This is a genomic window from Streptomyces sp. NBC_00572 (assembly GCF_026341815.1).
Lineage (GTDB): Bacteria > Actinomycetota > Actinomycetes > Streptomycetales > Streptomycetaceae > Streptomyces.
Window position 1 is genome coordinate 5,332,665 of record NZ_JAPENX010000001.1, and the last position, 20,073, is coordinate 5,352,737.

Consider the following 20,073-nt stretch of genomic DNA (forward strand, 5'->3'; position numbering starts at 1 on the left):
ATGCCGTCGTGGAACACGATGCCGGTCCTGCTTTTCCCGCTACGCCGTTCGGGATTATGAGCCCTGCCGGGTGAGTGCGGAAGCAGCGTGAGTGACCGTGACCGTGACCGCGATCGCAGGCCGGTTCCGTCACCCGACTCCCGCCGTCTGTACAGAACTTCGGTGTATCGGCACCGCTCTCGGCGCTGTGCCTAGTGGAGCACCGCCGGCCCTGGACCTACATCCCGGACCGCAGGCCCTCGGTCGGGCCGAGCTCCGCGAGCAGCTCCTGAGTGTGCTCGCCGAGGGCTGGGGCGGCCTGGCGGAAGGTATCCAGGCCTGCGCCGAAGGTGACGGGGAACCGTGCCTGTGGGGTGGAGGGGCTGCTGGCCGGCTCGTGGAAGAGGTCGCGAGCCATGGCCTGGGCGTCGGTGAGGAGTTCGGCGGGGCGGGTGAGGACGGGTGCCCAGGGTGCGCCGATCGCGTCGAGCTTCTTGTGCCACCAGTCGTAGTCGCGGGCCGCGAACACGCGGCGCAGGAGCGCGCTGACCTGGTCCCTGGCCGCCGTACGGTCGGCGCGTCGGTCGTGGTCGGCGGAGGCGAGTTCGGGGAACTCAGGAAATTCCTGGGCGAGTTCGGTACGCAGGCGGCGCCAGAACTTGTCCTCGAAGGTGGCCAGGGACAGCAGGCGGCCGTCCGCGGCGGTGAAGACGTCGTTGTCGCCCTGGACGAGCCCGGCCGCGAGGGGGTCCTCGATGCCCAGCAGGGGGAGGGCGAAGAGGGAGCACCAGGCGGTGATGGACTCGGAGAGGGAGACGTCGATGTGCTGCCCCTGCCGGTCGCGCCGGTCACCGGCGAGGGCTGCCGTCAGGGCGAGGGCGGCGTGCATGGCTCCGGCCATGTCCCCGACGCGGACGCCGGGGCGGGTGGGGGCGCCGTCGAGGCGGCCCGGGACGGCGAAGAAGCCGGAGAGGCCGAGGAAGTTCAGTTCGTGGCCGGGCTTGGCGGCGTAGGGGCCGGTTTGTCCGTATCCGGTGAGGGAGCACAGGACGAGCCGGGGGTTGACCGCGTGCAGGGCGTCGAAGCCGATGCCGAGGTTGTCGAGGACACCGGGGCGGAAGCTCTCGACGACGGCGTCGGCGGTGGCCGCCAGTTTCAGGAAGGTCGACCTGCCGGAGTCGGTGCGCAGGTCGAGGGTGAGGGAGCGCTTGTTGCGGTTGAGCGCGTCGAACAGGGGCGGGGCGAAGCGGAGGAGGTCGCCGCCGGCCGGGTCCTCGACCTTGATGACGTCGGCGCCGAGGTCGGCGAGCATGGACGTGGCGTAGGGGCCGGGCAGGAGGCGGGAGAGGTCGAGGATGCGCGTGCCCGTGAGGGCGGACCAGCGCGGGGGAGTGGCGGTCATGGTGGGGTGGCCTTCCGGCGGAGGTGGGGCGGGCGGGTCAGTGGTGGAAGGCGAGGAGTTTGGCGATCCCGTTGCGCTGGATCTCGGAAGTTCCGGTGAGGACACGGAACATGCGGATCTTGCGGAAGAGGAACTCGATCTCGTTGCCCTGTGTCAGGCCCTCCTTGCCGTGGATCTGCACGGCCTCGTCGAGGATGCGGAAGGCGGACTCGGCGACGAACAGCTTGCACATGAACGCCTCGGCGTGGACCTCGCGGCCCTCGTCGAGCGCGGCGAGCGCGGCGTACGTCATGGAGCGCGCGGCGTAGAGCTCGGTGGCCATGTCGGCGACCTTGTGCTGGATGGCCTGGAGCATGAGGAGCGGCTGACCGCCGGCCACCTTGCGCGTACGGGTGCGGTTCAGCGTCAGGTCGAGGGCGCGGCGGGTGGCGCCGAGGACGGTGGGGCAGTGCAGCAGGCGGTTGGTGGTCACCCGGCCGAGGGCGATGCGCATGCCCTTGCCCTCCTCGCCGAGGAGGTTGGCGGCGGGGACGAAGCAGTCGTCCAGGACGATGTCGCTCTCGATGTGCTCGCCCGACATCGGGGTCGCGCCGTCCTCGACGCGGCAGCCGGGGCTGTCGAGGTCGACCAGAAACGCGGAGAACGAGGGCTTCTCGCCTTCCTGTTCGCCGGTGCCGGCCATGCGGGCGACGACGATCGCGAAGTCCGCGAAGGGGCCGGCGGAGGAGAAGACCTTGTGGCCGGTCAGCCGGTAGCCGTCCCGGTCGTCGTCGCGTACGGCGGTGGTGGTCATGGAGCGGACGTCGGAGCCGGCATCGGTCTCGGTGAGGGAGAAACAGCAGGCGCGCTCGCCGCGGATCAGCGGCAGCAGGTACGTCTCCAGCTGGTGCGGGGTGGCGTGCTTGAGGATGTCACCCGCGCGCAGCGGGCCGCCCATGTCGCCGAGGACGCTGTGGGAGAGGACGCGTCCGCTGGCGCCGACCTCTTCCTTCAGAGCCGCGAGCTGCGTGTAGGTGAGGTTCTGGCCGCCGTACTCCTCGGGCAGGTGGATGCCGTAGAAGCCCAGCTCGCGGCTGCGGCGCCAGACGGGTTCGAGGTCCGCGCGGGTGAGACGGCTGGTGGGGGTGATGCCGCGCTCGGCCTCGTAGTCGGCGAGTTCGCCGTCGAGGTAGTCGCGCAGCCGTTCGACGAGACGGGCGGTGCGGGGATCGTCGTACGAGGGACGCAGGGAGAAGGTCACGGGGAGCTCCAGCGCTTGTCGGGTGGGGAAGGTCAGTTGACGCGGCGGCCGGCGCCGGCCCAGAAGGGTTCGCGGACCGTCTTGCGGTCGAGCTTTCCGTTGCGGTTGTGGGGGAGTTCGGCGACGAAGTCGACGGAGCCGGGCTTCTTGAAGCGGTCGAGCCGCTCGGCGCAGAAGGCGATCAGCTCGTCGGCGGTCACGGCGGCGCCGGGGTGCGGGACGACGACGGCCTTGACGGCCTCGCCCCACTTCTCGTCGGGAACACCGACGACGCAGGCTTCCCGGACGGCGGGATGCTCGTAGAGGGCGGCCTCGACCTCGGTGCAGTAGATGTTGAACCCACCCGAAATGATCATGTCCTTTCTGCGGTCGACGAGGAAGAGGTAGCCGTCCTCCCGCATCCACGCGAGGTCGCCGGTGTACACCCAGCCGTCGCGGAACGTCTCGGCCGACAGGTCGGGGTCCTGCCAGTACTCGCGTACGCAGTCGGGGCCGCGCACGATGATCTCGCCGACCTCCCGGGGGCCGAGCTCCCGGCCCGCCTCGTCGACGACACGTATCTCGGTGTCGTACGTGGCGCGGCCGCACGACTGGAGCAGCTCGGGGTCCCCCTTCACGGCGTGGGCGATCTCGTCGCCGCTCAGACCCGCGACCACGCTCGTGGTCTCCCCGAGACCGTAGCCCTGGGCAACCACGGGACCGAAGAACTCCACCGCCTCGCGCAGGCGTTGGGGGGAGATCGGGGCGCCGCCGACCCGCACGCTCGTCAGGGACGAGAGGTCGTACGCCTCGGCGCCGGGGTGGGCGAGCGTCATGTTCACCATGGCCGGTACGAGGAAGGTGGTGGTGATGCCCTCCTTCTGGACCGTCTCCAGGAAGGCCTCAGGGCTCCAGGTGGGCAGGACGTGGGTGGTCGAGCCGCCGAAGACACCGGCCAGCAGGGCCATTCCGGTGGCGTGGGTGATCGGGCCGCAGGCCAGGTAGCGGGTGCCCGGGCGGGGGCGGGACTCGTCGGACATCAGCAGCTTGCGCATATTGGCGAGGCGGTTGCCGACCGTCTGCACCGCCGCCTTGAGGGCGCCCGTGGAGCCGGAGGTGAAGTTCAGGACGCAGGGGTCGGACTCCTCCGCGTCGACGAGGAACGGGGCTTCGTCCCCCTCGGCGAGGAGCGCGTCGTATGTGATCTCGCCGGTGGCCGGATTCCCCGGAGCGTCCAGCGACACGGGCAGGCAGTCGGTGCCGGCCGCCGCGATCGCCGCGAGGGCGTCCTCGCGGTGGGCGGCGTCGAAGACGAGGACGCGCACGGGGGCGTACCGCAGGACGTGCTCGATCTCGCCGCGCCCCAAGCGGGCGTTGATCGGCGCCCGCGTCAGCCCCGCCTTGTACAGGGCGAACTCGACCTCCACGAGCTCGCCGCGGTTCCAGGCGAGCGAGGCCACCGCGTCACCGGGACGCAGACCCCGGCCGGCCAGGGCGGAGGCGAGCCGGTTGGTGGTGCGGTCGAGCTCGGTGAAGGTCCACCGGCGCTCCCCGCAGACCAGGGCGGGGGCGTCGGGCCAGTAGCGGGCGCTGCGGGACAGGTACGTGCCGAGATTCATCAAGACGTGCTCCAGAGGGAAGCGCGAAGCCGCGAAACGGCGCCGACCTTCAGGTCGGCGGCGTACGTTTACGGCTAGACCAATTCCATACAGCTTGTTCAGTAACTGTTCAGGTGTCAAGCGTCTCCTAGACTGAGCACGCTGCACTGGCGACGAACGAGGAGGTACGGGTGGCCGAGGACAGACGCACCAGGCGCTCACGCCGCGCCCTGGGCACGGCCCTGGTGGAACTGGTCCTGGAGCGCGGATTCACCGCGCTGACGGTGGAGGACATCACCGAGCGGGCGGACGTGGCCCGCGCGACCTTCTACGCCCACTTCCGCGACAAGGAGGACCTGTTCGCCCGGGTGACGGCCGACCTCCTCGCCCAGCTCGGTGAGCGGCTGGAGCCCGCCGTGGCCGACAGTGCGATCGGCTTCACCGGCAAGCCGGTCCTGGAGATGCTGCGGCACGCGCGCGAGGAACGTGATCTGTACCGGATCGTGCTGCGCGGCGAGGGGGACGGGAAGCCGCTGCAGATGTTCGTCGACGCCTGCGCGGCGGCCACGGCCGAGGAGTTCAGGGCGCGGGCCGAACGCAACGCCGTCCAGCCGCGCATCGACCCCGAACTCCTGGCCCGCGTCTGGGTCGGAGAGCAGATCGCCGTCCTGCGCTGGTGGGTCGAACAGGACTCCCCGGACCTGCCCGCCGAGGAGGTCGTGCGCATGCTGCTCGACCTCGCGATGCGCGGCCGGTACTGGGCCAGTGGCTTCGAGGCGCCGCCGGCCTGACCGGGCCCGCCACGGGCTCCGTCAGGCCGGTCGATGAGGGCCGGCCGAAGGGGGGATGGGGCGCGGGGGCCGAGGCGGGCGTTGAAGGCTCAGATGGTCGCGGCCGCCCGGGGTGCGTGGCCGGCCACCTGGGTCAGCCCCAGCCGTCGCGCGTCCCGTTGGGGACGGATCAGGGTCAGGGCCACCAGCCCGCAGACGAGCATGACGGCGGCGGACAGCAGAAAAGCCTGGGTGTAGCCGGCGCCCGGGGAGGTGGCTGAGTCCAGCAGGTGCCCGGTCAGATAGGGCGCGACGAGGCTCGGCAGCGTGCCGGCGGCGGCGACGATACCGAACACCGCTCCCCGCTGGAGCGGAGGGGCCACGGCCGACGTCGTCATGTAGTGCATGGGGAAGGCGACGGCGTGACCGCCGAACGCCACCACGAGGAGACCGATGCGGACGGCGTGACCGTCGGCGAACGGGAAGGCGGCCATGGCCAGGCCTGCGACGGCCACGGCGATGCCCTGGGGGGCGGCGCTCGCCCAGCCGTCCGATGCCCCCCGCCGCCGGAGCCGGTCGGCCAGGGGAGGCACCGACAGCAGCAGGACCAGGCTCAGCGCGGAGATCCCGCTGATCAGTGTGGCGGCCCCGCCCGGTGTCATGCCCTGCTGGGTACGGAGGTAGACGGGCAGCCAGGCGTGGCTCAACGCCAGCGCCCACGAGGCGCCGAAGGCCGCCGCGACGCTCCCGAGCACCGTGCCGCTCAGCAGTACGCGCCGGTACGGCAGTCGCTCCGGTCCCACGTGCGCGCTCCGGCCACCCGACGTCAGGGCCTTCGCTCGGGGCGCGGGCTCCTGCCCGTACGGGCCGTCGTGGCCGAGCCGCCACCACGCCAGGCTCCACACCGTGCTCGTCACCGCGAGCACCACGAATGCCGACCGCCAGCCGAAGGCGGTGATCAGCCAGGTCACGACGGGTGCCGCGATCAGCATGGCCAGGGCGGCGCCGCTGATCTGCAGCGCCGAGGGGAGCCCCCGCCGGTCCGCCGGGAACCACTTGTACAGCGCGTGCATCGACATCGACGCCGCGGGCCCTCCGGCGGCCCCCAGGAGCACTCGCCCGGCCACCAGCGCCGGGACCGAGGCCACGATCAGCGCCGGCAGCTGTGCCACCGCCCACAGCGCGGCCATGGTGAACAGCAGCACCCTGCTGGATATGCGGGCGGAGACGAAGCCGACGACGAGCCCGGAGAGGCTGAAGAGCAGGGCGAACGAGCTGGAGATCATTCCGTACGTGCTGTTGCTGATGCCGAGTTCGTCCATGATCGGCACGGCCGCCAGCCCCAGGACGGCCTTGTCCGCGTGGTTGATCAGCATGAACGTCACGATCAGCGCCGTGATCAGCCAGGCCCGCCGCCGGTCGAACACCGGAGTCCGTGCGGATGCTCGATCGGCGTCGACGGGCGGAGCGGGGGAGGCGGGTTCGATCACGGGGTCACTCCTGCGGCTCGGAGAGGAATGGTGCGAGGGCGGTGAGACCGGACTGATCCGTGGGGCCGGCCGACAGCTCCCGAGGGACGCGCATGCCGGATGAACAGCAGACCGCCGTCCATCTCTGTCCCTGATGACGAACAGGTTGTACGTTAACGATGGTCTTGTTCAAGACTTTCGTGCCAAGAATTCCCCACGGCAACCAGAACGGGAGGATTTCGCGGCCGACTCCCCCGGGCGCGCTCATGGCAGGCGCTTGGAGTGGCGGAACGTGTGCGTACGGTAGCGGTGGTCGTGGCGGCGTGCGGCGGCTGCAACGCCACGGCGCGTGACGTCGTCCTGCTCGGCGAGATGCTGCGTCGCGGAGGGGCGGTCGGCGGCAGGTCGGGCCCGAGGGGGTGGCGGTGTCCTCGACCGCCCGAGCCGCCGGCCACGATCTCTCCCCGGATTCTCCCCAGCGCCTGACAGAGGGTGAAAGTGCCGGTCAGGCCTTGCTGGAGGCAGGTGGACGAGATCACCCGCATCACTTCTCCCCGGGGACTCCCCAGCGGCCGGTATGGCCGTTTCGAGCGAGAGGTGCAGGAGCGAACCGTGCGCACCGCGTGTGTGGCTCAGGGGCCTCCTATAGCCAGTCTCGCCGCTTGAAAATCACGTACAAACTGACGCATACCATCCCCGTCAGGCCGATGGAGACTGGTCCCCAGGCGCCCGCATGCCCTTGGTGCGGGCGGTCTTCGACGCCGCGTCGGAACCGAGGAGGTCCAGGACTTCGCGGGCGCGGCTCGGCTGGGAGGAGACGGCCAGTACGCCTCCGCTGAATGTCGAGCTGATGGCGCTTCCGTCCGGCAGCGGGCCGACGATGACGACGCCTGGCAGGTCCATCAGCTCGCTGTGCTGCTGAAAGGCCAGGTCTGCTCGGCCGGATGACAGCAGGGTGCCGGCGGGTACGCCCGGTGATGCCTGGACGAGCCGGCCCTGGAGGGTGTCGGCGAGTTCCAGCCGGGTGATCAGATCGATCAGGGCCGTACCGCTGGGGCCTGTCGAGTAGGCGATCCTCTTCGCTGACAACAGCGCGGTTCGCAGGTCGGATTCCGAGCGCAGTGCCGGGACCGGTGTTCCCTCCGGCACGGCGGCGACGACCTGCGAGACCCACAGCGGGCGTACCGTGTCACCCAGGACGTATCCCTCCTTGGCCAGCCCGGCCAGCGCCCCCTCGGCCAGCACCAGCACGTCGGACTCGGCGCCGTGGCGTACCCGCCGCGCGATCTCGACCCCGCCGGCGGAATCGAAACGCACGCGACGCCCGTGGGCGAGCCGGATGTGCTCGGTGAGCTCGGCGAGTACGGTCCGGGTCGCCATCGAGGACAGCCCAGAGATCTCTCGGTCCACGTCTCCTCCTTGGTGTCCGGCAGATGGTACGGCGGGCGGTCGGGTGGCTCGACGCGGGTCTGCGAGACTGATCGCGTGAGCGCGACCCAGAGCACAGCGGCCGGAAAAGTCCTCCTGGTCCTGGCGGCCTTCGACCGCGAACACCCGTCGCAGACCCTGTCGGAGATCGCCCAGCGGACGGGACTGGCCCTCAGTACTACGCACCGTGTGGTGGCGGAGCTTGCGGAGTGGGGGGCTCTGGAACGTGCGGAGGACGGGTCGTGGCACGTCGGGTTGAGGCTCTGGGAGATCGCCTCGGGCTGTCCCCGGACGCAGATCCTGCGCGATGTGGCGCTGCCGTTCATGCAGGACCTCTACGAGGTGACCCACGAGAACGTCCAGCTTGCGGTGCGGGAGGGTACCGAGCTCGTGTTCGTGGAGAGGATCGCGGGGCACCGGTCGGTGGAGCTGCTGACGATGGTCGGGACCCGTTTCCCCGTCGGGTCCACGGGGATGGGCCGGGTGCTGCTGGCGCACGCGCCGCGGGAAATCCAGGAGGAGGTTCTCGAGTCGCCGCAGCGGGCGTGGACCCCGCACACCGTCACCGACCCGAAGACGCTGCGGACGCAGCTGGACCGCATCCGGCGCGAGCAGGTCTTCGTCAGTGACCGGCAGCTCTCGGAGAGCACGGTGGCGGTCGCCGCGCCGGTGCGGATCGGCCGGTCGGGGCCGGTGAGCGCCGCGCTGGGGATCGTGCTCACGGCGCAGGGCGCGAGCCGGGCGCACGGGCTGCGCGAGCCGCTGCTGCGGGCGGCGTACGGGATCTCCGACGAGCTCGGCAGGCGTACCCGCACGTCGGGGTGAGATCCGAGCCGGCTTCCGTCTGACGGAAACGTCGCTGACTGGCTGCCGGAGAGGCTGAGAGCGTTCGGGTGTTCGAAACGTTCACAGCTGCTTGGGAGATGCCATGGCCGACGCCCCCGTCGACTCCATCGCCTCGGTTCCGGTCGCGGTCGTCGGTGCCGGGCCGGCCGGACTGATGTTGGCGCACCTGCTCGGCCGCGCCGGAGTCGAGACGATCGTCGTCGACACCCGTACCCGTCACGAGATCGAGACGACCCAGCGGGCCGGCATCCTGGAGGCCGACGTCGCCCGGGACCTGATCGAGACCGGGGTCTCGGACCGGATCCTGCGCGACGGGTACGAGCACGAGGGCGTCGAACTGCGGTCGGCCGGGCGGCCGTACCGCATCGACTTCAAGGAGCTCGTCGGCGCGTCCGTGTGGCTCTACCCGCAGACCGACGTCTTCATCGACCTCGCCGATGCCCGCGAACGCGACGGCGGCACGGTCCACTTCGGGGTCCGCGACACCGAGGTGCTCGACATCACGACCACCGCACCGCGGGTCCGCTACACCGCGCCCGACGGGTCCCGCCACGAGATTCGCGCACGGTACGTCGTCGGTGCCGACGGGTCCCGCAGCATGTGCCGCGACCTGATGCCGGAGGACCGGCGGGTGCGGTACGGCAGGGAGTATCCCTTCGCGTGGTTCGGCATCCTCGCCGAGGCGCCGATGAGCGCGCCCGAGCTGGTCTACGCCCACTCCGAGCACGGCTTCGCGCTGATCAGCCAGCGCACGGAGTCCGTGCAGCGCATGTACTTCCAGTGCTCCCCCGACGAGTCCGTCGAGGACTGGTCCGACGACCGCGTATGGGAGACCCTCCAGGCGCGGGTGGCCGGCGAGGACGGCTTCCGACTGAAGGAGGGGCCGATCACCGAGAAGACGGTGCTGCGGTTCCGCTCCTTCGTACAGGAGCCGATGCGCTGGGGTTCGCTGGTTCTGGTCGGCGACGCCGCGCACACGGTGCCGCCGACCGGAGCCCGCGGGCTCAACCTGGCGCTGCACGACGTGAAGGTCCTCGCCGACGTGCTGCCGCGGGCCCTCGCCGGCGGGGGCGAGGCAGCGCTGGACGCGTACCAGCCGCGGGCCCTCCAGCGGATCTGGCGGGCGCAGAACTTCTCGTACTGGATGACCCAGCTGCTCCACACCGCGCCCGGCGGCTCCGCGTACGACCTGCGGCGGCAGCTCGGCGAGCTCGACAACGTGGTGGGCACGCGTGCCGGACGCACCTACCTGGCCGAGCAGTACACCGGCTGGCCCACGCGCGGCCACGACCACTGAACCGGACGATTGCGAGGCCTTCCCATGATCATCGATTGTCACGGTCACTTCACCACCGCCCCGCCGCAGTTGGCGGAGTGGCGCGACCGGCAGATCGCCGCCGCCGACGGCCGCGGCCCCGTCCCGGACCCCGACGAGCTGGTCATCGGCGATGCTGAGCTGCGCGCCGTGATCGACGGCAACCAGCTGCGTCTGATGGACGAGCGCGGCAGCGATCTCACCATCTTCTCGCCGCGCGCCAGCTTCATGGCCCACCACATCGGCGACTTCGGCATCTCCTCGGTGTGGGCGCGGATCTGCAACGACCTGGTCCACCGGGTCAGCACCCTGTATCCCGACCGGTTCGCGATGGGCGCGATGCTGCCGCAGTCGCCGGGCGTCGCCCCCGCGACCTGCGTGCCCGAGCTGCGCCGCGCGGTCGAGGAGCTGGGCGCGGTCACGGTCAATCTCAACCCCGACCCGTCGGGGGGCCGGTGGACCGCGCCGCCGCTGACCGACCGCAGCTGGTACCCGCTCTACGAGGCGATGGTCGAGTACGACATCCCCGCGATGATCCATGTCAGCACCTCGTGCAACCCGGCCTTCCACACCACCGGCGCGTACTACCTGAACGCCGACACCACCGCGTTCATGCAGCTCGTCCAGGGCGACCTGTTCGCCGACTTCCCGACGCTGCGGTTCGTCGTCCCCCACGGCGGCGGGGCCGTGCCGTACCACTGGGGCCGGTTCCGCGGCCTGGCGATGGCGCTGGGCAGGCCGGAGCCGGAGACGCTGCTCGACAACGTCTTCTTCGACACCTGCGTCTACCACCAGCCCGGCATCGACCTGCTGACCCGGGTGGTTCCCAGCCGTTCCGTCCTGTTCGCCAGCGAGATGATCGGCGCGGTCCGCGACATCGACCCGCGCACCGGCCACCACTTCGACGACACGAAGCGGTACGTGGACGCCGCCCCGCACCTGTCGGACGAGGAGCGCGCCGCCGTGTACTCCGGCAACGCCCTGCGCGTCTACCCCCGACTCGCCGCCCGGCTCGCCGCGGCCGGCCGCTGACCCAGGAGGAGTACCCATGGAACACACCGAGATCGGCGTCGTCCACACCAAGGTCGACCGGGCCGACCCGGAGGCCGTCGCCGCGCTGTCGGCGTTCGGCGTCGCGACGATCCACGAGGCCATGGGCCGGGTCGGGCTGATGCGCCCCTACCTGCGCCCGGTCTACCCGAAGGCCCGGATGTGCGGCACCGCCGTGACCGTGCTGCTCCAGCCCGGCGACAACTGGATGCTGCACGTCGCCGCCGAGCAGATCCAGGACGGGGACGTCGTCGTCGCGGCCTGTTCGACCGAGAGCGAGGACGGATTCTTCGGCGAGCTGCTCGCCACCTCGTTCCGGGCCCGGGGCTGTCGGGGCCTGGTCATCGACGGTGGTGTCCGTGACGTCGCCGACCTGGAGAACATGGACTTTCCCGTCTTCTCCCGCGCGGTCAACGCCAAGGGCACGGTCAAAGCCACTCTCGGCTCCGTCAACGTGCCCGTGGTCTGCGGCAACGCCCTGGTGCGGCCCGGTGACGTGGTCGTCGCGGACGCCGACGGTGTCGTCGTGGTGCCGCGCGAGCGGGCCGCCGAGGTGGCCGCCGCGTCGGTCTCGCGCGAGGCCGACGAGGAGGGCAAGCGCGCGCGGTTCCGGGCGGGCGAGCTCGGCCTCGACATGTACGCCATGCGCGGCCCGCTGGCCGAGCTCGGGCTGCGGTACGAGGACTGACGATGACGACGGATTTCGAGAAGACCCCGGGCTGGCTGGACTGGTACGCCCGGCCGAGCCGGCCGGGCTTCGGTCTCCCCGCCGGCGCCGTGGACGCGCACTGCCACGTCTTCGGCCCTGGCGACGCGTTCCCGTACGCCCCCGAGCGCAAGTACACGCCGTGCGACGCGTCCAAGGACCAGCTCTTCGCGCTCCGCGACCACCTCGGCTTCGCCCGTAACGTCGTGGTGCAGGCGACCTGTCACGGCGCCGACAACTCCGCCATGGTCGACGCCCTGCGGGCCTCCGGCGGGCTGGCCCGGGGCGTGGCGACGCTGCGGCCCGACGTCACGGACGCGCAGGTGCGGGAGCTGCACGAGGCGGGGGTCCGCGGAGTGCGGTTCAACTTCGTCAGGCGGCTCGTGGACACGGCGCCGCGGCAGGACCTGTGGGACGTCGTCGAGCGGATCGCACCGTACGGCTGGCACGTCGTCGTCTACTTCGAGGCGGCGGACCTTCCCGAGCTGCGGGACTTCCTCCTGTCGATCCCGGTTCCGCTGGTCATCGACCACATGGGCCGGCCGGACACCGCGAAGGACCCGGAGGGGCCCGACTTCGCGGCGTTCCTGGACTTCATGCGGGCCCGGCCGGACATCTGGTGCAAGGTGACGTGCCCGGAGCGGCTCTCGGTGAGCGGCCCGCCGGCCCTCGACGGGGAGCGGGCGGCCTACCGCGACGTCGTCCCCTTCGCGCGGCGCGTGGTCGAGGAGTTTCCCGACCGGGTGCTGTGGGGCACCGACTGGCCGCACCCCAACCTCACCGACCACATGCCCGACGACGGGCTGCTCGTCGACTTCGTCCCGCACATCGCGCCGACGCCGGAGCTCCGGCGCAAGCTGCTCGTCGACAACCCGATGCGCCTGTACTGGCCCGAAGCCGTGCCCGACGCCCTGTCAGATGCCTCGCCCGACGGTCTACCCGACGTCCTCTGACCCGCCCTCGATTGGAGCCCCAGCATGTCGCTGGACAAGACCTACAAGCTGGTTCCCGGGACGACCGTCTTCGATTCCGAGCAGTCGGCCAAGGGGTACCACCTCAACCAGTTCTGCATGTCGCTGATGACGGCGGAGAACCGCGAGCGCTACCTCGCCGACGAGCGCGTCTACCTGGACGCGTGGCCGCTGCGGGAGGAGCAGAAGCGGGCGCTGCTCGACCGCGACCTGAACGCGGCGATGCGCGAGGGCGGCAACATCTACTTCCTCGCCAAGTGGGGAGCCACACTGGGGCTTTCGTTCCAGCAGATGGCGGGCTCGATGACCGGCATGACCGAGCAGGAGTACCGCGACATGATGGTCCGCGGCGGCCGCTCGGTCGAGGGGAACCGGATCGACCACGCCGTCCTCGAAGCGGCCCACGCGTCCGGGGCACCGGCCGAGCACGCCGAGATCACCGGCGCCGTCTTCACCTCGCACGTGCCGGCGATCGGCGCGGCACTGGACCACGGCAAGACCGACGAGCCGTACTGGCGGCCGGTCTTCGAGGGGTACGAGTACTCCAGGCGGTGGGAGGCGGAGAACGTCCCCGACGTGATCTTCCTGGTCTACAACGACCACGCCAGCGCCTTCGACCAGTCGATGATCCCGACCTTCGTCCTCGGCACCGGCGCCGCCTTCCCCACCGCCGACGAGGGGTACGGGCCCCGCCCCGTGCCCGGCGTCGAGAGCGACCCCGACCTGGCCGCGCACATCGCGCACTCGCTGATCCGGGACGACTTCGACCTCACCCTCGTCAACGAGATGACCGTCGACCACGGGCTGACCGTCCCGCTGTCGCTGATGTTCGGTGACGTCGACAGGTGGCCGTGCAAGGTCATCCCGTTCCACGTCAACGTGGTGCAGTACCCCGTTCCCTCGGGCGCCCGGTGCTTCAAGCTCGGCCAGGCCCTGCGCAAGGCGATCGAGTCGTACGACCGGCCGCTCAAGGTGCAGGTGTGGGGCACCGGCGGCATGAGCCACCAGCTCCAGGGCCCCCGGGCCGGCCTGATCAACCGGGAGTGGGACAACGCCTTCCTGGACCGGCTGGTCGAGGACCCGGCCGGCCTGGCCGAGGTGCCGCACCTGGAGTACGTCGAGGAGGCCGGCTCCGAGGGCATCGAGCTGGTCATGTGGCTGATCGCCCGCGGCGCGATGAGCGACATCGACGGCTCCGGCCAGGTCGAGGTCAAGCACCGCTTCTACCATGTGCCGGCGTCCAACACCGCCGTCGGACACCTGATCCTGGAAAACAACCCGTGGGTCGACGAGCCCGCCGTGAAGGAGTGACATGACTGACGACCGGACCGTACGGGTCGCCCTGGTGGGCGGCGGCGCCTTCGGCGCCAAGCACGCGGCCGCGCTGAAGCGGATCGACGGCGTCGAGGTGACCGCCGTGGTGAGCAGTACCCTCGCACGTGCCCAGGAGTTCGCCGCCGAGCAGAGTGTGGGCCACGCCGTCGCCTCCCTCGACGAGGTGCTGGCGATGGACGACGTCGACGCCGTCATCCTCGCCACCCCCACGCAGATGCACGCCTCGCAGACGCTGGCCTGCCTCGAAGCGGGCAAGCACGTCCAGGTCGAGATCCCGCTCGCCGACTCGCTGGGGGACGCCGAGGCGTGTCTGGCGGCGCAGCAGCGCACCGGGCTCGTCGCGATGGTGGGCCACACCCGCCGCTTCAACCCCAGCCATCAGTGGGTGCGGCAGCGGATCGAGGCCGGCGAGTTCGGCATCCAGCAGATGGACGTGCAGACGTACTTCTTCCGCCGGAAGAACCTCAACGCGCTCGGGCAGCCGCGCTCCTGGACCGACCACCTGCTGTGGCACCACGCCGCGCACACCGTCGACCTGTTCGCGTACCAGACCGGTTCGCCGATCGTGCAGGCCAACGCCGTGCAGGGCCCGATCCACCCCGAGCTTGGCATCGCGATGGACATGTCGATCCAGTTGCGGGCGGAGAACGGCGCCATCTGCACCCTGTCGCTGTCGTTCAACAACGAGGGGCCGCTGGGCACGTTCTTCCGCTACATCGGCGACACCGGCACCTACCTCGCCCGGTACGACGACCTGTTCACCGGCAAGGACGAGCCGATCGACGTGAGCGGGGTCGACGTGTCGATGGACGGCATCGAGCTCCAGGACCGCGAGTTCGTCGCCGCGATCCGCGAGGGCCGCGAGCCGAACTCCTCCATCGCCCAGGTGCTGGCCTGCTACCGGACGCTGGCGGCCCTGGAGGAGCAGCTGAGCGCTGTCACGGGCTCGTGACAGCGGTGCCCGACGGGGACCCGAGCAGGGGTACGGGCCCGATCGGGCGCGGGGCGTGTGCCCCGCGCCGGATCGGGCCGTTCGAGGTCCCGGCCGTCGGCCTGGGCTGTATGAACCTGAGCCACGCGTACGGTGTCCCGCCGACACCGGAGGCCGCCGAGCGGCTGCTGCTGACGGCCGTGGAGGAGGGCGTCACGCTCTTCGACACGGCCGCCCTCTACGGCTTCGGAGCCAATGAGGAGCTGGTCGGCCGCGTGCTGGCCGGCCACCGGGACCGGATCGTGCTGGCCAGCAAGTGCGGGATGACCGGGGTCGACGGCCGTCGCGTCATCGACGGCCGGCCCGAGACCATCCGGCGGACCGCCGACGAGGCTCTCGCCCGGCTGCGCACCGACGTCCTCGATCTCTACTACCTCCATCGCCTCGATCGGAGGGTCCCGGTGGAGGAGAGCGTCGGGGCGATGGCCGAGCTCGTCGCGGCCGGGAAGGTACGCGCGCTCGGCCTGTCCGAGGTGTCCGCCCGGACCTTGCGCCGGGCCCACGCCGTGCACCCGATCGCCGCGCTGCAGAACGAGTACAGCCTCTGGTCACGCAACCCCGAGCGGGGAACCCTGGCGGCGGCACGCGAACTCGGCGTCGCCCTGGTGGCCTTCAGCCCGCTGGCACGCGGCTTCCTCACCTCGGCGCCCCCGGATCTCGGCTTTCTTCCCGCCGGTGACATCCGCCGGGGCATGCCCCGCTTCGACACCAGCCACTACCCCGCCAACCTGGCGCTGCGGCACGAGCTGGAGAAGATCGCCGACGACGTCGGCCTCACTCTCGCGCAACTGGCCCTGGCCTGGGTCGTCTCCCGGGGTTCCCACGTCATCGCGATCCCCGGCACCCGGTCGGTGGGCCACCTGCGGGAGAACGTGTCCACCCTCGACCTCGACGTACCCGCCGAGGCTCTCGAAGCGGCGGAGCGGGTACTGAACGCGGCGACGGTCCACGGGGCTCGCTACAACGACGTCACGCTCGCCGAGATCGACACCGAGCGCTGCGGCCGGGCGGGGTGAGCAATGCCGGGGGGCGGTACCGACCTTGTGGTCGGTACCGCCCCCCGGCATGGGGCCGCTCAGGCGTAGTGGCGGTAGACGGCCTCGGCGACGCAGGCCGGCTTGTCGCTGCCGTCGACCTCGATGGTGAACGTCAGTGCCATCTGCACACCGTTGCCCTTGACCTCGTCCACGGTGCCGACGGCGCCGTGGAGGCGAATCTTCGATCCGACCGGTACGGGCGCGGGGAAACGGACCTTCTCCAGGCCGTAGTTGACGCTCATCCTGGTGCCGGTGATCTCCAGCAGCTCGCCGAAGAGCGGAATGATGAGGGAGAGGGTCAGGTAGCCGTGGGCGATCGGGCCGCCGAAGGGCCCGTCCTTGGCCTTCTCCGGGTCCGTGTGGATCCACTGGTGGTCGTCGGTGGCGTCGGCGAAGGTGTTCACCCGCTGCTGGGTGATGTCGAGCCAGCCGGTTCGGCCGAGGTCGGCTCCGCTGAGGGCCTTGAGTTCGTCGAGGCCGTGGACGGTGGTGGGCATGACGGATCCTTCCGATGGCGCGGGCGGCGGGGGACGCCGCCCGCGGAGGGGGTGTCGTATGTCTCTCAGGCGTGCGGACGGTCGCTGGGACCGTTCGCGTACGCCTCGCGCACGGCGGGTTTGACGATCTTCCCGGAGGCCGTGCGAGGCAGGTCCGCCGTCAGGACGACGGACCTGGGGATCTTGTACTTGGCGAGCCGGCCCCGCAGGTGGCCGAGGATGTCGTCCTCACCGGCGTGCGCGTCGGGCCTGAGGACGACGACGGCCCGGCCGACCTCGCCCCAGACGGGGTCGGGCACGCCGATGACCGCGCATTCGGCGACGGCGGGGTGGGTGAGGAGCACGTCCTCCACTTCGGCCGGGTAGACGTTCTCCCCGCCCGAGACGAACATGTCCTTGACCCGGTCGACGATGTAGGCGTACCCGTCGCCGTCCGTCCGGGCGATGTCACCGGTGCGCAGCCAGCGACCGTCGACGAAGGCGGCCTCGGTGTCCTCGGGCCGCCCCCAGTAGCCGGTCATGACGTGGGGGCCCTGGACCAGGATCTCCCCGCGCTGTCCGGGACCGGCCTCGCCGCCGTCCGGCAGCACCACGCGCGTGCCGGTGAAGAAGTGCGGCACCCCGGCGGAGCCCGCCTTGGCCGAGGTCTGCTCCCGGTCCAGGAAGAGGACCCCGGGGGATGCCTCGGTCATGCCGTAGCCCTGGCTGAAGGCCAGGCCGCGGTCGAGGTATGCGGCGATGGTGCGGGCGGGCACGGGTGCGCCGCCGCAGTTGAGGGTGCGCAGGCTGGACAGGTCCGTGGTCTCCCAGCGGGGCCGGGCGGCCATGGCGTCGTACATGGTGGGGACGCCGAACATGTAGGTCACGCGCAGGTCCTCGATCACTTCGAGGACGCGCTCGGCGTCGAAGGTTCCGAGGAGGACCACCCGGCCGCCCTTGAGCAGGGTGGGCAGGCACGTCATGTTGAGCCCGGCGGTGTGGAACAGCGGGGCCACGACGAGGGTCACCTCGTCGCCGGCAAGGTCGGTGTCGACGAGGACGTTGACGCTGTTCCAGGTGATGTTGGCGTGGGAGAGGACGGCGCCCTTGGGGCGGCCCGTGGTCCCGGAGGTGTACATGATCATGCACGGGTCCTCGGGCGCCACGGCCTCGTCCAGGGGTCCGGTCCCGGCGCCCGCGAGCAGCTCCTCGTAGCCGAGGGCTCCGTCCTCGTCGGGTCCCGCGACCGCGATCCGGTGGCGTACCCCCGCGTCGGCCGCCGTGGCCCGGGCCACCTCGGCCTGCTCGGGAGCGTGGACGAGGACGGTGCTGCCCGAGTCGGCCAGGTTGTACGCCAGTTCCGGGGCGGCCAGCCGGGTGTTGAGCGGGACGAAGACCGCGCCCAGCGCCCCGGCGGCGAAGAGGGTCTCCAGGAACGCCGGGTGGTTGGGGCCCAGATAGGCGATCCGGTCTCCCCGTGCCACGCCTGACGCCCGCAGGGCGTGGGCGAGGCGCAGGACTCGCTCGTGCAGCTCGCGGTACGTCCATCCGCGGCCTTCCTGGACGACGGCGATCCGGTCGGGCGTCTTGCGGGCCCGGCGTGCCGGCCAGGATCCGATGCCTTGGTTCAACACGAGCGGTTCCTTCAGTCGGTGAGGAGGCCGAGCAGACGGGCGGCGTTCTCCTTGAGGATCTTCGGCCGGACCTCGGGCCTGATGTCGAGCTTCTCGAAGTCCGCGAGCCATCGGTCGGGAGTGATGACGGGGTAGTCGGAGCCGAAGAGGACCTTGTCCTTGAGGAGGGTGTTGGCATAGCGGACGAGTTGCGGCGGGAAGTACTTCGGCGACCAGCCGGACAGGTCGATGTACACGTGCGGCTTGTGGGTGGCCACCGCCAGGGCCTCGTCCTGCCAGGGGAAGGACGGATGGGCCAGGATGATCCGCAGCTCGGGGAAGTCGACGGCCACGTCGTCGACCAGCATCGGGTTCGAGTACTTCAGCCGGATGCCTCCGCCGCCTGGCACGCCGGCGCCGATGCCGGTCTGGCCGGTGTGGAACAGCGCGGGTACGCCGAGTTCCTCGATGGCCTCGTACAGCGGGTAGGCGAGCGGGTCGTTCGGGGAGAACGCCTGGATGCTGGGGTGGAACTTGAAGCCGCGGACGCCGTACTCCTCCACGAGGCGCCGTGCCTCCCGCACACCCGCGCGGCCCTTGTGCGGGTCGATGCCGGCGAAGGGGATCAGCGCGTCGGCGTGGGCGGCGCAGCTCTCGGCGATCTCCTCGTTGGAGATCCGCGGGTGGCCGGTGGCGTGTTCGGCGTCGACAGTGAAGACCACGGCCGCCATGTGGCGTTCGCGGTAGTGGTCGGCCATCTCCTCGATGGTCGGCTGCCGGTGGCCGTGGGCCTTGAAGTACGTCTCGGAGGCTCCGAACAGCTCCGGGCTCAGGGACCCGTGGCCGTCCTTGGAGACCTCGGCGTGGGTGTGCATGTCGATGGCGGTGAGCCGGTCGAGGTCGAGCGCGAGGCCGGCCATGTCACGCCTCCGGGGCCTGGGGCGCGGGGATGCCGTAGGTCTCGGGCTCGGCTCCGACGCCGGCCGGCCACTCGGCGGCGATGGCGTCGGCGCTCCAGCCGCCCTCGGCGAAGGCGACCGCCTTCTCCTGGGGGTGTGCCCACAGGGCCAGCCGGTCGCCGCCGATGCCGATCGCCTGGCCGGTGACTCCGTCGGAGTCGTCCGAGGCCAGGAAGGTGATCAGCGCGGCGACGTCCTCGACGGTGCCGAGGCCTTCCTCCTTGCGCAGCCAGTCGGGGAGCGGCTCGCCGGTGCGCTCGGACTCCTCGATGAGCGGGGCGAAGGCCGGGATGGTCCGGGTCATCTCGGTGGCGGCGACGGGGACGACGGCGTTGACGGTGATGCCGGCGCGGCCCAGCTCCATGGCCCAGGTGCGGGCCATGGCGACGATGCCCGCCTTGGCGGCGGCGTAGTTGGTCTGGCCGAAGTTGCCGCGCTGCCCGGCGGGGGAGGAGATGAGGACGAGCCGGCCTCCGGTGCCCTGTTCGCGCATGCGGACCGCGGCCGCGCGGGCGCAGGTGAAGGTGCCGCGGAGGTGGACGCGGACGACGTCGTCGAAGTCGTCGTCGGTCATCTTCCACAGCACGCGGTCGCGGAGGATGCCGGCGTTGGTGACGAGGACGTCCAGGCGGCCGAACTCCCGGACGGCGGTGTCGACGAGTTCCTGGGCGGCCGCGCTGTCCCCGACGGCCGCGACGGCGCCGGCCGCCGTGCCTCCCTCGGACCGGATGGCGGCGACGGCGGCGTCGACGGTGTCCTGGTCGACGTCGTTGGCGACGACGGCGGCACCGGCGGCGGCGAGTGCCCGGGCGTAGGCGAGGCCGAGGCCGCGTCCGCTGCCGGTGACGACGGCGACTTTCCCGTGGAGGTCCATGGCGGGTCCTTCGTGTGAGCGTGGGCGGGCTGCCG

The 20,073-nt window shown here is 71.1% G+C and carries 18 protein-coding genes; 9 read left to right on the forward strand and 9 right to left on the reverse strand.

The window, feature by feature from the left end; translation table 11 throughout:
• Positions 1–217: 217 nt before the first annotated feature.
• The 3 genes from OG514_RS24505 to OG514_RS24515 are packed head-to-tail and all read right to left on the reverse strand — an operon-like array spanning position 218 to position 4,219.
• Complete coding sequence (locus OG514_RS24505) at positions 218–1,381, reverse strand: CaiB/BaiF CoA-transferase family protein (protein ID WP_266898253.1); 1,164 nt, start codon at positions 1,379–1,381, stop codon at positions 218–220.
• Between the two features lie 37 nt (positions 1,382–1,418).
• Positions 1,419–2,621 (reverse strand): acyl-CoA dehydrogenase family protein, encoded by a 1,203-nt coding sequence (locus OG514_RS24510; RefSeq protein WP_266898255.1) that lies wholly within the window; start codon positions 2,619–2,621, stop codon positions 1,419–1,421.
• 32 nt (positions 2,622–2,653) lie between these two features.
• Complete coding sequence (locus OG514_RS24515) at positions 2,654–4,219, reverse strand: class I adenylate-forming enzyme family protein (protein ID WP_266898257.1); 1,566 nt, start codon at positions 4,217–4,219, stop codon at positions 2,654–2,656.
• Between the two features lie 170 nt (positions 4,220–4,389).
• Here OG514_RS24515 and OG514_RS24520 point away from each other — a divergent pair, with 170 nt between their 5' ends.
• On the forward strand, positions 4,390–4,989 hold the full coding sequence (locus tag OG514_RS24520) for a TetR/AcrR family transcriptional regulator (RefSeq protein WP_266898259.1): 600 nt from the start codon (positions 4,390–4,392) through the stop codon (positions 4,987–4,989).
• Positions 4,990–5,078: 89 nt separating this feature from the next.
• Here OG514_RS24520 and OG514_RS24525 read toward each other — a convergent pair whose 3' ends face one another.
• Positions 5,079–6,458 carry an MFS transporter gene (locus tag OG514_RS24525; RefSeq protein ID WP_323181596.1) on the reverse strand — a complete coding sequence of 460 codons (1,380 nt, stop codon included), beginning with the start codon at positions 6,456–6,458 and terminating at the stop codon, positions 5,079–5,081.
• 678 nt (positions 6,459–7,136) lie between these two features.
• Positions 7,137–7,847 (reverse strand): substrate-binding domain-containing protein, encoded by a 711-nt coding sequence (locus OG514_RS24530; RefSeq protein WP_266898261.1) that lies wholly within the window; start codon positions 7,845–7,847, stop codon positions 7,137–7,139.
• Positions 7,848–7,922: 75 nt separating this feature from the next.
• Between OG514_RS24530 and OG514_RS24535 the strand changes: the two genes are divergently transcribed.
• The 8 genes from OG514_RS24535 to OG514_RS24570 all read left to right on the forward strand — a co-directional run bounded on the left by OG514_RS24535 (position 7,923) and on the right by OG514_RS24570 (position 16,095).
• Positions 7,923–8,690 (forward strand): IclR family transcriptional regulator, encoded by a 768-nt coding sequence (locus OG514_RS24535; RefSeq protein WP_266898263.1) that lies wholly within the window; start codon positions 7,923–7,925, stop codon positions 8,688–8,690.
• 103 nt (positions 8,691–8,793) lie between these two features.
• On the forward strand, positions 8,794–10,008 hold the full coding sequence (locus tag OG514_RS24540) for a 4-hydroxybenzoate 3-monooxygenase (protein ID WP_266898265.1): 1,215 nt from the start codon (positions 8,794–8,796) through the stop codon (positions 10,006–10,008).
• A 24-nt stretch (positions 10,009–10,032) separates the two neighbouring features.
• Positions 10,033–11,058 carry an amidohydrolase family protein gene (locus OG514_RS24545; RefSeq protein ID WP_266898267.1) on the forward strand — a complete coding sequence of 342 codons (1,026 nt, stop codon included), beginning with the start codon at positions 10,033–10,035 and terminating at the stop codon, positions 11,056–11,058.
• Between the two features lie 16 nt (positions 11,059–11,074).
• Positions 11,075–11,764, forward strand: a complete 690-nt coding sequence (gene ligK, locus OG514_RS24550) for a 4-carboxy-4-hydroxy-2-oxoadipate aldolase/oxaloacetate decarboxylase (protein WP_266898269.1) — start codon at positions 11,075–11,077, stop codon at positions 11,762–11,764.
• Between the two features lie 2 nt (positions 11,765–11,766).
• Positions 11,767–12,735 carry an amidohydrolase family protein gene (locus tag OG514_RS24555; RefSeq protein WP_266898271.1) on the forward strand — a complete coding sequence of 323 codons (969 nt, stop codon included), beginning with the start codon at positions 11,767–11,769 and terminating at the stop codon, positions 12,733–12,735.
• A gap of 24 nt (positions 12,736–12,759) precedes the next feature.
• A complete protein-coding gene (gene ligA, locus OG514_RS24560) occupies positions 12,760–14,064 on the forward strand; it encodes a protocatechuate 4,5-dioxygenase subunit alpha (protein ID WP_266898273.1) in 1,305 nt (434 codons plus the stop codon).
• Between the two features lies 1 nt (position 14,065).
• Complete coding sequence (locus tag OG514_RS24565; protein WP_266898275.1) at positions 14,066–15,040, forward strand: Gfo/Idh/MocA family oxidoreductase; 975 nt, start codon at positions 14,066–14,068, stop codon at positions 15,038–15,040.
• Between the two features lie 41 nt (positions 15,041–15,081).
• A complete protein-coding gene (locus OG514_RS24570) occupies positions 15,082–16,095 on the forward strand; it encodes an aldo/keto reductase (RefSeq protein ID WP_266900947.1) in 1,014 nt (337 codons plus the stop codon).
• A 59-nt stretch (positions 16,096–16,154) separates the two neighbouring features.
• On the opposite strand, the gene OG514_RS24575 is transcribed toward OG514_RS24570, so the two are convergent.
• From OG514_RS24575 to OG514_RS24590, 4 genes are all read right to left on the reverse strand, one after another.
• On the reverse strand, positions 16,155–16,613 hold the full coding sequence (locus tag OG514_RS24575; protein WP_266898277.1) for a MaoC family dehydratase: 459 nt from the start codon (positions 16,611–16,613) through the stop codon (positions 16,155–16,157).
• Positions 16,614–16,678: 65 nt separating this feature from the next.
• Positions 16,679–18,226, reverse strand: coding sequence for a long-chain fatty acid--CoA ligase (locus tag OG514_RS24580; RefSeq protein WP_266898279.1), 1,548 nt, complete (start codon positions 18,224–18,226; stop codon positions 16,679–16,681).
• 11 nt (positions 18,227–18,237) lie between these two features.
• Positions 18,238–19,125, reverse strand: coding sequence for an amidohydrolase family protein (locus OG514_RS24585; RefSeq protein ID WP_266898281.1), 888 nt, complete (start codon positions 19,123–19,125; stop codon positions 18,238–18,240).
• Position 19,126: 1 nt separating this feature from the next.
• Positions 19,127–20,038 carry an SDR family NAD(P)-dependent oxidoreductase gene (locus OG514_RS24590; protein WP_266898283.1) on the reverse strand — a complete coding sequence of 304 codons (912 nt, stop codon included), beginning with the start codon at positions 20,036–20,038 and terminating at the stop codon, positions 19,127–19,129.
• Positions 20,039–20,073: the final 35 nt, after the last annotated feature.